15 protein-coding genes and 1 pseudogene are annotated in these 15,009 nt (G+C 65.5%); 9 read left to right on the top strand and 7 right to left on the bottom strand.

Translation table 11 applies throughout. The annotated features are described in order from the left end of the window. The first annotated feature begins 57 nt into the window (after window positions 1-57). From AYK61_RS10040 to AYK61_RS10050, 3 genes are read left to right on the top strand one after another with little or no spacing between them, the layout of a single operon-like run. Entirely contained in the window at window positions 58-822 is a 765-nt protein-coding gene (locus tag AYK61_RS10040) for a crotonase/enoyl-CoA hydratase family protein (protein ID WP_121870687.1), read from the top strand. Next, window positions 819-2,066 (top strand): hypothetical protein, encoded by a 1,248-nt coding sequence (locus AYK61_RS10045; protein ID WP_121870688.1) that lies wholly within the window; start codon window positions 819-821, stop codon window positions 2,064-2,066. Before AYK61_RS10040 ends, AYK61_RS10045 begins: the two co-directional genes overlap by 4 nt. A 16-nt stretch (window positions 2,067-2,082) precedes the next feature. After that, the gene (locus AYK61_RS10050) at window positions 2,083-2,328 is read left to right on the top strand and encodes a DUF2630 family protein (protein WP_037191897.1); all 246 of its coding nucleotides are present in this window, start codon (window positions 2,083-2,085) and stop codon (window positions 2,326-2,328) included. On the opposite strand, the gene AYK61_RS10055 is transcribed toward AYK61_RS10050, so the two are convergent. Continuing rightward, window positions 2,329-3,087, bottom strand: a complete 759-nt coding sequence (locus tag AYK61_RS10055) for an SDR family oxidoreductase (protein ID WP_121870689.1) — start codon at window positions 3,085-3,087, stop codon at window positions 2,329-2,331. It lies immediately after the preceding gene. Window positions 3,088-3,116: 29 nt separating this feature from the next. Here AYK61_RS10055 and AYK61_RS10060 point away from each other — a divergent pair, with 29 nt between their 5' ends. The 3 genes from AYK61_RS10060 to AYK61_RS10070 are packed head-to-tail and all read left to right on the top strand — an operon-like array spanning window position 3,117 to window position 5,954. Then, on the top strand, window positions 3,117-4,547 hold the full coding sequence (locus AYK61_RS10060; protein ID WP_121870690.1) for an NAD(P)/FAD-dependent oxidoreductase: 1,431 nt from the start codon (window positions 3,117-3,119) through the stop codon (window positions 4,545-4,547). Between the two features lie 26 nt (window positions 4,548-4,573). Further along, entirely contained in the window at window positions 4,574-5,161 is a 588-nt protein-coding gene (locus AYK61_RS10065; RefSeq protein WP_121870691.1) for a TMEM175 family protein, read from the top strand. A 16-nt stretch (window positions 5,162-5,177) separates the two neighbouring features. Then, the gene (locus AYK61_RS10070) at window positions 5,178-5,954 is read left to right on the top strand and encodes an IclR family transcriptional regulator (protein ID WP_121870692.1); all 777 of its coding nucleotides are present in this window, start codon (window positions 5,178-5,180) and stop codon (window positions 5,952-5,954) included. On the opposite strand, the gene AYK61_RS10075 is transcribed toward AYK61_RS10070, so the two are convergent. From AYK61_RS10075 to AYK61_RS10095, 5 genes and pseudogenes are all read right to left on the bottom strand, one after another. Then, window positions 5,942-6,931: a D-glycerate dehydrogenase gene (locus AYK61_RS10075; protein ID WP_121870693.1), complete on the bottom strand. Its 990-nt coding sequence runs from the start codon at window positions 6,929-6,931 to the stop codon at window positions 5,942-5,944. The two genes, AYK61_RS10070 and AYK61_RS10075, sit on opposite strands and share 13 nt — an antisense overlap. Then, window positions 6,928-7,851, bottom strand: a complete 924-nt coding sequence (locus tag AYK61_RS10080; protein WP_121870694.1) for a hydroxymethylglutaryl-CoA lyase — start codon at window positions 7,849-7,851, stop codon at window positions 6,928-6,930. Before AYK61_RS10080 ends, AYK61_RS10075 begins: the two co-directional genes overlap by 4 nt. Then, a complete protein-coding gene (locus AYK61_RS10085) occupies window positions 7,852-9,060 on the bottom strand; it encodes a CaiB/BaiF CoA-transferase family protein (protein ID WP_121870695.1) in 1,209 nt (402 codons plus the stop codon). It lies immediately after the preceding gene. 35 nt (window positions 9,061-9,095) lie between these two features. Continuing rightward, window positions 9,096-10,484, bottom strand: a pseudogene (locus tag AYK61_RS10090) (GntP family permease); the annotation flags it as partial. A gap of 149 nt (window positions 10,485-10,633) precedes the next feature. Continuing rightward, entirely contained in the window at window positions 10,634-11,194 is a 561-nt protein-coding gene (locus tag AYK61_RS10095) for a molybdenum cofactor biosysynthesis protein (RefSeq protein ID WP_121870696.1), read from the bottom strand. Between the two features lie 74 nt (window positions 11,195-11,268). Here AYK61_RS10095 and AYK61_RS10100 point away from each other — a divergent pair, with 74 nt between their 5' ends. Beyond that, entirely contained in the window at window positions 11,269-12,813 is a 1,545-nt protein-coding gene (locus AYK61_RS10100) for a carboxylesterase/lipase family protein (RefSeq protein WP_121870697.1), read from the top strand. On the opposite strand, the gene AYK61_RS10105 is transcribed toward AYK61_RS10100, so the two are convergent. Continuing rightward, window positions 12,806-13,672 carry a DNA-formamidopyrimidine glycosylase family protein gene (locus AYK61_RS10105; RefSeq protein ID WP_121870698.1) on the bottom strand — a complete coding sequence of 289 codons (867 nt, stop codon included), beginning with the start codon at window positions 13,670-13,672 and terminating at the stop codon, window positions 12,806-12,808. The two genes, AYK61_RS10100 and AYK61_RS10105, sit on opposite strands and share 8 nt — an antisense overlap. Window positions 13,673-13,701: 29 nt before the next feature. Here AYK61_RS10105 and AYK61_RS10110 point away from each other — a divergent pair, with 29 nt between their 5' ends. Together AYK61_RS10110 and AYK61_RS10115 are read left to right on the top strand one after the other, a co-directional pair. Beyond that, window positions 13,702-14,502, top strand: a complete 801-nt coding sequence (locus AYK61_RS10110; RefSeq protein WP_121872631.1) for a thymidylate synthase — start codon at window positions 13,702-13,704, stop codon at window positions 14,500-14,502. After that, window positions 14,499-15,008 carry a dihydrofolate reductase gene (locus AYK61_RS10115; protein ID WP_272913861.1) on the top strand — a complete coding sequence of 170 codons (510 nt, stop codon included), beginning with the start codon at window positions 14,499-14,501 and terminating at the stop codon, window positions 15,006-15,008. The genes AYK61_RS10110 and AYK61_RS10115 overlap by 4 nt, the downstream gene beginning before the upstream one ends. Window position 15,009: the final 1 nt, after the last annotated feature.

Consider the following 15,009-nt stretch of genomic DNA (forward strand, 5'->3'; position numbering starts at 1 on the left):
GGATTGAAGCACTGATTCATTGCTTCATGCAAGAGAACTCGAGTAACGTTCACTGACATGCCGGTACGGATCGAGCGATCAGGCCCCGTCACCACCATCGTCCTGTCGCGCCCGGAGGCACGCAATGCCGTCGACGGCCCCACCGCCCAGGAGTTGATCCAGGCGTTCGAGGAGTTCGACGCCGACGAATCCGCCTCGGTGGCAGTCCTGTGGGGCGAGGGCGGCACCTTCTGCTCGGGAGCAGACCTCAAGGCCCTGGGCACACCGCGCTCGAATCACGCGACCGAACACGGGGACGGCCCGATGGGCCCGACGCGAATGCGGTTGTCCAAGCCCGTCATCGCGGCAGTGTCGGGATACGCCGTCGCGGGCGGACTGGAACTCGCTCTGTGGTGTGACCTACGCATCGCCGAGGACGACGCCACGTTCGGCGTGTTCTGCCGGCGCTGGGGCGTTCCGTTGATCGACGGCGGCACAGTGCGATTGCCGCGCATCGTCGGTACCGGCCGGGCGATGGACATGATCCTCACCGGTCGTGCCGTCGACGCCGAGGAGGCGTTGAACATCGGACTGATCACCAGGGTGGTCCCGGTGGGCCGAGCCCGGTCGGAAGCGGAGGCGTTGGCTGCCGAACTCGCGCTGTTGCCGCAGACCTGTATGCGTGAGGATCGACTGTCCCTGCTGGAACAGGACGGCCTCGACGAGGAGTCCGCCCTGAAGAACGAATTCCGGCATGGTGCCATCTCCATCAACGCCGACGCCCTCAGCGGCGCGAGCAGGTTCGCGTCGGGAGCGGGACGACACGGCACCGCGAGCCCGTGAAATCCACACGACTGTCGGTGATCGACGAGATATTCCTCCGGACCCACCGCGGCTACGGAATTCCCATTGCGCTGCAGGGTATCTGGCGCACCACCGAGACGGTGAGCACGGCGGAACTCCGAAGGGTCCACGACGAAATGGCCGTCGGGCAACTCGGCCGTCGAGTCGGCAAGCCCCGTACACCCGGGGCACGACTTCGATGGGACATCTCAATCGAATCGCTTCCGCTCGAGTACGGCACCGAGGCGGTCGACGACATCATCGGATGGGCCGATGCACAGGCAGACGTTCGACTCGACCCGCAGTACGGGCCCGGCTGGCGGTTGACGGCCGCGCCCGTTGCACACGGCGGCACCGTGCTGTCTCTGGTGTGTTCGCATGCGCTGGCCGATGCTCGCGAGCTCATCGACGCTGCCGCACAGGCATTCTCCGGATCGACACCGGTGCCGGTGCTGCAACCGGGCTCGGATGTGAAGGACGCGATCTCGATGATCGTCACGGTTCTCCTACGATCCATCGCGGCGACGGCGAGATTGTGGGTCAGTAAGAAGGCCCGAGCAGAATTGCGGGCGTTCACCACCGCCGACAGCGGCGGTATCGCACCGCACCACGCACGCAGGATGCAGTCGGTGATCGTGGATATCGATGCTGCGGAGTGGGATTCGGCTGCGCGACGCGTCGGCGGATCAGCAAATTCGCTGTTCGTCTCCGTCGTCGCCGCCACGATGAGCGAACTCGGGTCGCCCGCGGTGACCGTCGACATTCCTTTTCGCACCGGGTCCGGTGATGCCAACGCGATCGGAATGGCCACCGTCGCCGTCCGCGGAGACGACTCGCCCGCGGCCATCCGCGCAGCGTGCAAGGCGGCGTTCGGCAAGCCCGTCGGAGCACCCGCAGGCTATCCACCCGAGATCGTCCAGCTGCTCCCCCACAGCGTCGCCGCGAAGCTGACGTCGACACCGGGGCGCGGAGAAGTGTTGTGCTCCAACATCGGCGACATTCCCGACGGCGTCACCGCACTGGGCTCCCACCGATCGTGCGGACTCGCGACCCGCGCGATCCATCCGAACCCGTCGGGCGCGCTGTCGACGATCAGGATGTCGACCTACCTCTCCCGCCTGGACGGCAACTACACACTCTCGCTCGTGTGCACCGACGACGCTCTGGCCGGGTCGACGGCCGAGCTCACCGCGGCCGTGCAACGAGCCCTGGCGACGCGGAATCTGGCCGCGAAACCCTGGTAGGTCTACCGTTGTCGCCATGAACGAGCACGATATCCACACCAAGATCCAGCAGCTCATCGCCACCGAGCACAAGCTTCGCACCGAGGCCCAGTCGGGCGACATCGACCCGGACACAGAAAAGGCCCAACTGGCATCGCTCGAGCACGCCCTCGACCAGTGCTGGGACCTGCTCCGCCAGCGTCGGGCTCGCATCGACGCAGGCAAGAACCCCGACACCGCAACCGCCAACAGCGTCGACCGGGTCGAGGGGTACTTGCAGTAGTCAGACCATCCGATCCGTCAGCACGTTCGGCAGGAACCGCAGCGCCGCGTCGATGCCCCGCCACTTGAGTCCGGGTAGCGCGGCGCGGCGGGTTTCGCTCTCGATCGCGTCGACCATCGCCGATACTCCCTCGTCCAGAGTGGCTGTGAGAGCGGCACTGTCGCCCGCTTTGGCGGACATGTCGGTGGCGATGAAGCCGGGCAGCAGGGTGGTGACGGCGATGTCGGTTCGCGACAGCTCCGTGGCCAACGATTCACCCAGCGAGGCCACCGCGGCTTTGCTGGCCGAGTAGGTCGCCTTGGCCCCCGGTAGTCCCCGGTCGGCGCTGATGGACGAGACGAACACCAGGTGCCCGCGTTTCTGCTCACGGAAGATCGACAGCGCGGCCTCGGCCTGCGAGAGCGCCCCGATGAAGTTCGTTCGGGCGGTCTGCAGGTTGGCGTCAGCTCGCCCGGTACCGATCTTCGCGCCCTTACCGAGCCCGGCATTGACGATCACGCGATCGAGGCCGCCCAGTTCGTCGCGCAATTTTCCGAACACCTCACCCACCGCATCGTGATCGGTGACGTCGAGGGCTCGGACCACCACAGTGATGTTCGGGTTGTGGTGCATCAACTCGGCGCGAAGTTCGTCCAACCGCTCGACCCGCCGGGCGCAGAGCGCCAGATCCCGGCCCATGCCTGCGAACCGTCGCGCCATTTCCTCACCGAGCCCCGAGCTCGCTCCGGTGATCAGAATCTTGTTCCGAGTGGTCGCCATAAGCGGCGAGCCTATGTCACTGTGGAGCAATGGCCTCAGAAAGCTCGGAATTCGATGTCATCGTCATCGGCGGTGGACCGGTCGGCGAGAATGCCGCGCAGTACGCGATTGCAGGCAGCGACCGCACCGCCGTGATCGTCGAGCAAGAACTGCTCGGCGGCGAATGCTCGTACTGGGCGTGCATGCCGAGCAAGGCGCTGCTGCGCCCCAGCGAGGTTCTCGACACCGCACGAAACATGCCGGGGGTCAAGGAACTGGTCGGCGATCAGCCCCTCGATGCCGACGCCGTCCTGGCCCGACGAGAGTCCTTCACCCACGGCCTCGACGATTCCTCCCAGATGACGTGGGCAGAGTCGGCAGGGATCTCCGTCATCCGCGGTCACGGACGCCTCACCGGGGAGAAAACCGTCGAGGTCGACGGCCGTACGCTGACCGCGCGGCACGCAGTCGTTCTCGCCACCGGAACCACTGCATCGGTACCGAACACACCCGGCCTGCGCGACGCCCGGCCGTGGATCTCCCGCGATGCCACCAACATTCACGAGACCCCGGGTCATATCGCGATCATCGGCGGTGGCGTCGTCGCGACGGAAGCGGCCACCTGGTTGCTCTCGCTCGGGGCGAAGGTGACGATGATCGTGCGCGGCTCGTCGCTGCTGGCCGGCTCCGAGCCGTTCGCAGGCGAACTCGTCGCCGAGGCTCTGAAGAAGCGCGGCACCACGATCATGCTCGACGCCTCCCTCGAGTCCGTGTCCCGAGAGAACCCGGCCGACACCGGCATCGGCCGGATCCACGGTGGCCCGGTCGGTCTCGTCGTCGACGGCACCGAGATCACGGTCGACGAAATTCTCGTCGCCGCGGGCCGCACTCCGGCGAGTGCGGACCTCGGGTTGTCCACTCTCGGACTCGAGGAGGGGCGCTACATCGACGTCGACGATCATCTGAACGTTCCCGGCCACGAGTGGCTCTACGCGGTGGGCGACGTCAACGGACGAGCGCCGCTGACGCACATGGGCAAATACCAGGGCCGGGTGGCCGGCGACGTCATCGCCACCAGGGCCGAGGGAAAGCCGTTGGACAGCAAGAGATTCCGTGCAACTGCGGATCACCGTCAGGTTCCCCAAGTGGTGTTCACTCCGCTCGAGGTGGCCTCCGTCGGGCTGACCGAGGCCACGGCCAGGGCGGCGGGCATCGACGTCGAGATCGTCGCGCAGGACATCGCCGTCGCGGGTTCGTCTCTGCAGCAGGACGATTACTCGGGGCGCGCACAGCTGGTGATCGACCGCGCCGCCGACACGATAGTCGGCGCGACCTTCGTCGGTCCGGGTGTCGCAGAACTGGTCCACGCGGCCACTGTGGCTGTGGTCGGCAAGGTTTCGCTCGACGACCTGTGGCATGCGGTGCCGTCGTACCCGACGGTCAGCGAAATCTGGCTTCGGCTGCTCGAATCTCGTCGCTGAGTAATCGAACGGGCACAATTGCCGGCATGGAATACGAGCGGGGTTTCGAGAGACTGGTCAACTTCAGCGACGCCGTGGTCGCCATTGCCGCAACACTGCTCATTCTTCCCTTGGTGGAGCTGGCCGAACCGGACGACAGTGCACAATTCGTCGATATTCTGCGTGATCACGGCGTCGAGCTGTTCGCATTCGTGCTCAGCTTTCTGATCATCTTCTCGCAGTGGCTGAGCCATCATCGCGTGTTCCGCAACCTGGTCGGCTACACCCGCGGTCTGATGTGGGTGAACTTCGTCTGGTTGCTCGCGATCGTGTTCCTGCCGTTCCCCACCAAGTTGATCGCCGAGAAGAGCGGGTACGACGCGAGCGCGGCGCCGCTGTATGTCGCGACCATCGCAGTGTCGGTCATCGCGATGTTCGTTGCCGATGTCATCGTCTCCCGGCATCCGAACATCGTCGCCGACGACGCACCGAGCCACGGCAGCGTGCGCAACGGCGCGATCACCTCGGTTCTCATCCTGGTCGCCCTCGGACTGGCGTTCACGCCGTTGGGCCTGTGGTCGCTGCTCGTTCTGTTGCTGACAGCACCGATCAACCGCCTCCTCGGCCGTGTGTGACGAGTAGATTGGTCGGGTGACCACCGAGAGCGCGTCGAAGCAGCAACCGCTTCTCGTGCTGGGCAAGATCACCGAGATTCTCGACGCCTTCTCGTTCGACCGTCCGTCGATGACGCTCGGTGAGATCCAACAGACCACCGGCCTGCCCACCTCGACGGTGCAGCGCCTCGTCACCAACCTTGTGCAGCAAGGATTTCTGGACCGGGGCGGCGATCGCATTCGCATCGGGGTGCGGATGGCCTACTGGGCGGCGACGGCGACCAAGGACCTCGACGTGCTGTCGGTCGTCAACCCTGTGCTCAAGGACATGCGGGATCTGACCACCGAGACCGCGTGTTTCTTTCGGCCGGAGCAGAACTACCGCGTGTGTGTCGCCATCGCCGAGACCCGCCATGCATTGCGCCGGGACATGTACGTCGGCAAGGTGATCCCGCTCAGCGCGGGATCGGCCAGCCGCGTCCTGCTGGCCTGGGACGACGAGCTGGCCGAGCGTGTCCTCTCCCGTGAACTCGAATCGATGACCGCGCAGACGGTGACCGAAGCCGAGACGATGCGAACCCTGTTGGCGCAGACCAGAGCCGACGGCTACGCGATCACCACCGGCGAGCGCGAGACCGGCGCGTCGGGACTGTCCGCACCGGTGTTCGATTCGGCCGCGGACACCGTCGGTGCCGTCACCATCAGCGGACCTACATTGCGGATGCCGCAGTCGCAGTGCGAGGACTGGGTGGATCTGCTGATCTCCCACGCCGAGCGGATCACGAGAACCCTCGGCGGCCGCTATCCCGCGTGAGACCAGGCGTCGGGATTCACCGGATGCGGAGGCATCGAACCGCCGAACATCGCCGCTGCGTTGGTAGCGCACAGCCGCGCCATCTCCGAACGCACCGACACCGTCGCGCTCCCCACATGTGGGAGTAGCACCGTGTTGGGCAGATCCGCCAGGCCGGGCTCGAGAGATGGCTCGCGCTCGTAGACGTCCAATCCTGCTGCGGCAACGGTCCCCTCGCGAAGCGCGGTCACCAGAGCGGCCTCGTCGATCACCGGTCCTCGCGCGGTGTTGATCACGATCGCCGACGGTTTCATCGCCCCGAGTACGGTGGCGTCCACCAGATGGTGGGTGGAGTCCGACAGCGGAACATGCAGGGACAGAAAGTCGCTGGTCGTGACGATCTCGTCCCAGGATGCGTGCTCGACGCGACCGTCGAACTCGCCGAGCTCGTTCTCGGAGACCGTACGGTCGCCGGGTGGGCGCGGACAGAACTTGACCGTCATACCGAAGCCCAGTGCCCGACGCGCGGTGGCGCGGGCAATGCGGCCGAAGCCGGCCAGCCCCAGCACCCGGCCCGAGACATCGCTGCCGAGAAGCAGTTCGGGCTCCCACCCGGTGAACGAGCCGGAGCGGACGAACGCATCGGCCTCGACGGCTCGGCGGGCCGTGGACAGGATGAGCAGCATCGCGATGTCGGCGGTCGAATCCGTCAGCACCCCGGGCGTATTGGCGACGGTGATGCCGCGTTCGGTTGCGGCTCCGATGTTGATGTTGTCGAATCCGACGGCGTAGTTCGATATCCCGACCAGGGATGCCGAGGCCAGCAGCGCCGCGTCGAACCGATCACGCAACTGGGAAACGACAACGGAGTAGTCCCCCGAGGCGCAGGCGTCGACCAACTGATCGTGATCGACCTCCCGCAGGTCGACGTCGCCCGCGGCGCGCAGGATGTCCATGCCCGGTGCCGGGATCTCGGTGGTGACGAGGATGCGGCTCATACGACCCACTCGAAAGCACGCGCCTCGGACCGTGCACCCTGAACGGTTTTCGATCGCATGGGCTCGCCCAGTTCGGTGAGCAGTTCCTCGGACAGGTCCACCATGGTCGCCAACGTTTTCGGCTCGAACCAGTCCGGCCGGGTGGCGAAGAGGATGTCCTCCGACGAGGTGTTACCGCTGGCCCCCGGAGCGAATGGGCAACCGCCGAGTCCGCCGAGCGAACCGTCGACCATCGTTGCTCCGGCAGAGATCGCGGCGAGAGTGTTCGCGACGCCCAGGCCCCATGTGTCGTGACCGTGGAACACCACTCTGCGGTCGGGGGTTTCCGCGCGGACCCGCGAGATCAGCGACGAGACCTGCACCGGAACCGCCTGCCCGAGGGTGTCGCAGATGACGATATCCGTTGCACCGGTTGCTCGTTCGTCGTTGGCGATCTCGATGACCCGGTCCGGCTGCACCTGCCCCTCGAATGGGCAGGTGAAGGAGGTCGCGATACACAGCTCGATTTCACCTCCCACCGATCGAGTGATGTCGACGGCGTCGGGCATCGCAGCCAGCGACACCTCGGTGGTACGGCCGATGTTGGCCTGATTGTGCGAGTCCGACGCGGAGAAGCAGTACTGGAAATTGCGGGCCCCGGCGGCAGCGGCCTTCTCGACGTGACGGGGAATGGCGACCCACACCCAGCATCGTGCGAGTTCGGCGGCGGTGAGCTCACCGATCACCTCGAGGGTGTTGGCCATCGGGGGCACCTTGTCGCCCCGCGCCATCGATCCGATTTCGAGTGAAGGCACGCCGAGTTCGATGAGGGCCCTGATGATCTCGAGCTTTCGTTCGGTGGAGAGCATCTTGCCCGTGAGCTGCAGGCCGTCGCGCATCGTGACGTCGCGAAGCTCGGCGGCGGGAGCGAATCGGTACATCTAGAGGCCCATCTCTTCGTCGGTGCGGCCGAGCAGAGTCGACAGTACTTCCCTGGTGTGTTCGCCGAGATCCGGTCCGACCGAACGAATCGGCAGGGACGCGTCACCGATCACCGGGACGACGCCGACGAAGCCGACGTCGGTGGGCTCGTCGGCTCCGGTGTCGACCGGGAAGTGCTGAATCATGTTGCGGGCGGCGTACTGTTCGTCGGCGACGATGTCCGCCGCGGTGTAGATCGGACCCGACGGCACCCCGGCGGCGTCGAGAATCTTCAAAGCCTGCTCGCGAGAATGCAATCCGGTCCAGGCCGAGATGGCTGCGTCCAACTCGTCGCGTCGACGCCACCGGCCGGCGTTGGACACCAGGTCCGGGTCGGCTCCCAGATCGGGACGATCGATGGTCTCCATGTAGCGCTGGAAGATCGCGTCGCCGTTGCCGGCGATGATGATCGAATGACCGTCGTTGCACGGGTAGGCGTTCGAGGGTGCGATGCCTTCCATCCGGCCGCCGGTGCGCTCGCGTTCGACACCGTAGGCGAGGTAGTCCGGAATCAGTGATTCCATCATCGACAGAATCGATTCGTTCAGCGCCACATCGATGGAACGCTGTGCCAGCGACAAGTCCGGTGCCTGCGCCGCGCGCTGGGTCTGCCGTTGAAACAGGGCCATGACGCATCCGAACGCCGCGTACAGCCCGGCGATGGAGTCTCCGATCGACACTCCTACCCGGACGGGCGGCCGATCCGGATCACCCACGAGATTGCGGAAGCCGCCGTATGCCTCTGCGACGGCAGCGAATCCGGGTCGCTGCGACATGGGGCCCGTCTGGCCGAAGGCCGAGATGCGCGTGATGATCAATTCGGGGTTGGCTGCGCTGAGCACTTCCGGGGAGATACCCCATTTCTCCAGTGTGCCGGGCCGGAAGTTCTCGAGCACGATGTCGCACTTCGCTGCGAGGTCGACGACGTCCTTGCGGCCCTGTTCGGTACGCAGGTCGAGCACGATCGACTTCTTGTTGCGGTTGATCGTGCGATAGAGCATCGACGTGGTGCCGGAGTACAGCCGCCAGTTGCGAAGCTCGTCGCCGGTTCCCGGCCGTTCGACCTTGATGACCTCGGCACCGAAGTCGGCGAGCATGCGCGCCGCAGTGGGGGCGGCGATGTAGTTGCCGAGCTCGAGAACTCGAACTCCGCTGAGCGGCAGTGCCATCGTGTTCCTTTCGGTACTTGCAGAATCAGGGCTGGCAGGATCCAGCTCATCGGCACGATCAACGCGATGGCGATGACCGATGCCACCGAGACGCCCACCGAGCACGTCTTGAGTGTGCCCCGGGTCGACTGACCCATCAAGGACTGCAGCAGCCAGAACGTGTTGCTGGTGACGTGCACGGCGAATAGCGATCCGGCACCGGCAGCAAGCGCGATGAACACCGGGTCGAGACCGATCAGCGGAGCGACCGGGGCGAGGATGCCGGCCGAGGTGATGGCGGAGATCGTCACCGATCCGACGGCGATGTGCAGCGCGGCAGCGATGACCCACACCATCAGTAGCGGCGCTGCGGTGCTGGCCGTGAAGTACTGGCCGAGGATGTCGCCGAGACCTGCCTCGTTGATGACGGCCGCGAGCGATCCGCCGACACCGGTGAGGATCAGGATCTGACCGCTCTCGGCGAAGCCACGGGCGAGAGCTTTCTCCACCCGAGCCTGACCGACGTGGTAGCGACCGATGAGGCACGTCCCCACCAGGCCGATGAGGAGCGCGATGACCGGGCTGGCGATGAATTCGACTACGGGAACCGATATTTCGGCGACTTCGAGAACGGCACCGATCGCGATGAGGACGAGCGCGAGCAGCAGCGGCGAGAGCAACACCAGCAGCGACGTCTGCTTCTCGGTGCGCACCTTCTGGGCTACACCACCTCCGGTTTCGAGGTGCTCGTCGTCGGAATCGGCAGGCTCCGGGACCACAGGCTGCTCGACTACGGTGATCTGCTGCTCGTCCTTCTCCTCGTTCCACCATCCGTGTCGGAACACGAACGACATGATGGCGACCGACAGCACGACGACGGGCACGATCAGGATCAGTCCGTAGATCATCATCTTGCCCAGCGGCACCCCGAGCAGTCCGGCCAGCGCGAGCGTCGCGACACCGGGGACCATGAACACGATGCCGCATTCGAGCGCGATCGCCAGCGCCGTGGCCATCCGTGCGGTGCCGTACTTGCCGATCTTGGGTGCGAGGTTGCGTGCGAGCGGGGCGGAGATCACCAACAGCACGTCGAGGAAGATGGACTGCAGCAGAGTCGCGATGGTCAGCGACAGTGCGTACGGGAGCCGTTTGGGACCGAAGGTTCTGAGCAACGTGCCGACCAGACGCTGAATGGCACTCATCTCCTGCAGCACCGAACCCATCAGAACACCGAACGCGATGAGCAGGCCGACCTCGGCCATGATCTCACCGAATCCGCCGGTGATCGTATCGACGGTGGTCGAAACTCCCAGCTTCGTCGCCAGTCCCAGGTACGCGGCCCCGAGTACCAGCGAGATCACCGGGTTGAAGTGAAAACGAACGATGAAGACCACCACCGCCAGCACGGCGACGACGGTGTTGATCACGATCCACATGTCGGACATCGGCAGTTCTTTCCGATCGAGAGTGACCGACGCCATCGCGTGCGGCTCGGTGTGATCCGTCACACCAATACCCACATTATGGGCACACATTTGCTTCGTGAGCAAGAAGGCAGGCGGCGAAGAACCCCGACAGTCGAGGGAAGGCCAGGTCAGATCGGCTGAGCGCGCCTGACCGACAGCGCGGCCCGCGAGGCGTCGAGTTCGACGGGCGAGCGGACCATGAGTTCCCCGACCCGCAGGATTCCGTCGGACAGTGGTTCGACCCGCAGTCCGCCGCGACCGATCAGGGCCTTACGTGCGCCGTCGACCACCATGCGGTCCATCCACGCGCACGGATGGGCCGGTCGGCCACCACGGAACCGAATCCAGCCGTCGCCGGAGTCGAGCTCGAATTCCAGACCTCGCAGCGGGTCGAGTTCGAGTCCGCGCACGACGACGTTGCGCCTGGCCACCGACGGATCGGGCACTTCGACGCCGAGCACATCTCCTACCGCCTCCCATGCCTCCACGGCAAGAAAGCTCACCGCCGCTTCCGTGTGCGCCTTCACCCCGAAGAACCGATCTCCACGGATGCCTTTGTGTGCCGCGATCTCGACGCTGGTCGGCAGGTCGGTCGCCACCTCGGCAGGGCCGTCCTTGGATCTACCGAAGTAGGCGTGGGTGGGCGAGCGCAGCAGCTGCACGATCTCGGCGCGGTACTCGAAAGGCATGCACTCGAGTCTGCCCGGTGCCGATCTCCGCCGGTTCTTACCCACGGGTAAGAACCCATCAGTACACTCGCGACATGGCTGTGACGACGCGCGTGACCACCTCCGACGGCATCATCGAGGGGAAGCCGGTGGGCGACCTCACCACCTGGCGTGGCATTCCCTACGCCGCCCCGCCCGTCGGACCGCTTCGGTTCCGAGCGCCCCAACCCACCGAACCGTGGTCGGGCGTGCGCGACGCCACCGAGTGGGGTAACGCCTCCGTTCAGCACAAGCGGGGCACGATGCTCGCGATCGGCAAGTACCAACCGTCGAGCGAGGACTGCCTGACGCTCAACGTGCTGGCCCCGAGCACACCGAGCGCGAGTCCGCGTCCGGTCATGGTGTTCATTCACGGTGGTGCCTACACCCTCGGCACGTCGGCCACTCCCCTGTACGGCGGCGGTTCCCTGGTGCGCCGCTCGCTGAAGGACGGCGACGGCATCATCTACGTCTCGGTCAACTACCGACTCGGCGCTCTGGGCTACCTCGACATGTCCCAGTTCTCCACTCCCGAGCGGCCGTTCGACTCCAACCTGGGGTTGCGAGATCAGGTTGCGGCCCTGGAATGGGTGCAGCGCAACATCGCGAACTTCGGTGGCGATCCGAACAACGTCACCATCTTCGGCGAATCCGCCGGCGGCAATGCCGTCACTACTCTCATGACGGTTCCCACTGCGAAAGGTCTTTTCGCTCAGGCCATTTCCGAGAGCTCGGCCCCCGGCATGACCGCCACCAAGGAACGTGCCGATCAGTGGGCACGCGAGTACGTCGGCTACCTCGGCGGCACCGCCGAGAACGCTGCCGAGACCCTCGAGAACGCCGAGGTACTACGGCTCGGACGGGCGGGCACCAAGCTGGGACTCACCACGTTGCACCGCACTCCCGGCCTGCTTCCGTTCGGCCCGGTGATCGACGGGGACTTCCTCCCGGTCAGCCCGGTCGAGGCCTACGCGAACGGAACCGCGCACCGCGTCCCACTGATCATCGGCACCAATGCCCGTGAGGGAACGCTGTTTCCGAAGTTCCTCGACGCACTGCCCACCAACCCCGAGCGCATCACCAAGCTGTTCTCTCTCACCGATCCCGACGCCGAAGCGGTGGTCACTTCAGGCTACCGGGGCTACCCCAGTGAGCGGGCAGCCATCGACTTCGGTGGCGACTTCACCTTCTGGAAGCCGTCTCTCGAAGTGGCCGAAGGGCATTCGCGTCATGCGCCCACGTACTTCTACCGTTTCGACTTCGCTCCACGGTCGCTGAAGGTGCTCGGCTTCGACGCCACCCACGGCTTCGAGCTGTTCGCCGTGTTCGGCATCAACGCGACCCTCTTCGGCAAGGCGCTCACACTGACCGGCGGACGGAAGGTATTCGCCGAGGTCACCGAACAGGTGCAGTCCAACTGGATTGCGTTCGCCACCAACGGAAAACCGTTGGAGTCGTGGCCGGCGTACGACGAGGACTCGCGTCGAACATTGATCTTCGACACCCGCACCCGGGTACAGAAGGACCCGCGCAGCGACCGGCGCAAGGCGTGGGAAGGCTACCGAGGCTACGACAGCCAGAAGCTCGAACCCGTCACTTGAGCAGTCGCGACATGCGACGGTCGGCGAGAATCTTGCCGGCCGTCTGGCACGTCGAGCAGTACTGAAAAGAGCGATCGACGTAGGCGACTTCGCGTACCGGGTCGCCGCACACCGGGCAAGGAAGTCCGGTTCTGGCGTGCACGCGCATCCCCGATCGCTTCTCCCCCTTCAGACGCGCCGCATCCTGCCCGGCCGAGCGATCCACCGCGTCGGCCAGGACCGAGCGCATCGCAGCATAGAGCGCGCCGACGGATGCGGGGTCGAGCTTGCTCGACGACGCGAAGGGCGAGAGCTTCGCGACGTGGAGTATCTCGTCCGAGTAGGCATTGCCGATGCCGGCCAACAGCGACTGGTCCACCAACGAGGTCTTCAGTCGCGCGGTGGTGCCGGCGAGAGTCTCGGCGAATTCGAGTTCGGTGACCGTCAGGGCGTCGGGTCCGAGCCGGGCGATACTCGCGACCTGTTGCGGGTCGCGCACCACCCATACCGCCAGCCGCTTCTTGGTGCCCGCTTCGGTGAGATCGACGGCGGGCGTCGCTCCCTCGGGGGTGAAGAAGTGGATCCGCAGCGCCAGGGGTCCTTTGCCCGGCTTCGGCGGTGCGACGCTGGGGTTGTCCACCCACCGCAGCCATCCTCCGCGGGAGAGATGGGTGATCAGCCAGAGGTCACCGGCCCGGAGCGCCAGGTGCTTTCCGAAGCGGGCGGCATCGGTGACGTCCTTGCCCTGCAGCTCGGTGATCGGCGGATCGAACGTCTTGAGAACGCTCAGCGCGGCGATGTCGATTCGACCGATCACGGCACCGACGGCATGCTCGCGCAGAAAGCCGGCAAGGGCTTCCACCTCGGGTAATTCCGGCATGTGTCCAGTATGCAGCTACGATGACCGTCGTGATGGTTCCGACTCCGTACGAAGATCTGCTACGCCGCATCCTCGATACCGGGACGGCGAAATCCGACCGCACGGGAACCGGCACCACCAGCGCGTTCGGGCATCAGATGCGCTTCGATCTGGCAGCGGGCTTCCCGTTGATCACCACCAAGAAGGTCCATCTCAAGTCCATCGTCTACGAGTTGCTGTGGTTCCTGCGCGGGGACTCGAACGCCACGTGGCTGCAGGAGCACGGCGTGAGCATCTGGGACGAGTGGGCTGCTCCGGACGGCGAGCTCGGCCCCGTCTACGGCGTGCAGTGGCGGTCGTGGCCCACCCCGTCGGGCGAGCACATCGATCAGATCAGCCAGGTCATCGAGACCCTGAAGACCGATCCGGATTCGCGGCGGATGATCGTCTCGGCCTGGAACGTCGGCGAGATCCCGCGGATGGCGTTGCCGCCGTGCCACGCGTTCTTCCAGTTCTACGTGGCCGACGGCAAGCTCTCGTGCCAGCTCTACCAGCGCAGTGCAGACATGTTTCTCGGTGTGCCGTTCAACATCGCCAGCTACGCGCTGCTCACGCACATGGTGGCGGCGCAGACCGGCCTCGAGGTCGGCGAGTTCGTCTGGACCGGCGGCGATTGCCACATCTACGACAACCACCGCGATCAGGTCACCGAGCAGCTCTCGCGCGAGGCGTACCCCTACCCCACTCTGAAACTGGCGCAACGGGATTCGATCTTCGACTACACCTACGAGGACATCGAGATCGTGGACTACCAGCACCACCCGGCGATCAAGGCACCGGTAGCGGTGTGAGTGCACCGCACTTCGTGGGTCTGATCTGGGCCCAGACCACCGCGGGCGTCATCGGGGACGCCGGGTCCATCCCATGGCACATCCCCGAGGACATGGCGCACTTCAAGTCGAAGACGGCCGAGCATCCGGTGATCATGGGCCGTAAGACATGGGACTCACTGCCTGCAAAGTTCCGTCCGCTGCCGGGCCGTCGCAACATCGTGGTCACCCGCAACTCCTCGTGGACCGCTGACGGTGCCGAGAACGCACCGAGTGTTTCCGACGCCGTGGCCCTGGTGGGCGAGAGCGCGGTGTGGATCATGGGGGGCGGCGAAATCTATCGCAGTGCAATGGATATCGCGACCCACCTGGAGGTGACGGAGGTCGCCCTCGACGTCGAGGGCGATACGAGGGCTCCCGAGATTCCCGACGGCTGGGTCGGGACGGCAGGCGAGTGGCAGAGCAGCCGGGTCGACGGAACCCGATTCCGTTGGGTCGAGTACGGAAAGCCTACCCAACCTTCTTGAG

The sequence above is a fragment of the Rhodococcus sp. SBT000017 genome, from assembly GCF_003688915.1.
Taxonomy (GTDB): domain Bacteria; phylum Actinomycetota; class Actinomycetes; order Mycobacteriales; family Mycobacteriaceae; genus Rhodococcoides.